Here is a 445-nt window from a genome sequence, read left to right on the forward strand (position 1 = left end):
GTGCCGCGCGAGAAGCTGCATGAACTGATCGCAAGCCTGCCGCCGTGCGTGATCGGCATGGAAGCGTGCTCGGGTGCGCATCACTGGGCACGGCTGTTTCAGGCTTCGGGTCATACCGTTCGCCTGATCGCACCAAAGTTCGTCACGCCCTACCGCATGAGCGGGCGACGCAGCAAGAACGATGCGGCCGACGCCGCTGCGATCTGCCAGGCAGTGCAGCGGCCCCACATGCGTTTCGTGCCGATCAAGACGCTCGATCAGCAATCGCACCTGATGGTGCATCGTGCGCGCCAAGGCTTTGTCGAACAGCGCACCGCTACACTCAATCGCATCCGAGGCTTGTTGGCCGAGTTCGGCATTGTCTTGCCGCTCAAGGCAGCTACCGTGCGCCGACGCGCGGGCGAATGCCTGGAAGAGTTGCCCGGCTGGGCCAATACGGTCATCG

General features: G+C 63.6%; 1 protein-coding gene. It reads left to right on the forward strand.

Going from position 1 to position 445, the window contains the following annotated elements; all coding sequences use genetic code 11:
- Nucleotides 1-445: IS110 family RNA-guided transposase (locus C666_RS19180; RefSeq protein ID WP_039919645.1), on the forward strand; the 445-nt coding region annotated here is incomplete at both ends.

The sequence above is a fragment of the Thauera linaloolentis 47Lol = DSM 12138 genome (assembly GCF_000310205.1).
Classification (GTDB): Bacteria; Pseudomonadota; Gammaproteobacteria; order Burkholderiales; family Rhodocyclaceae; genus Thauera; species Thauera linaloolentis.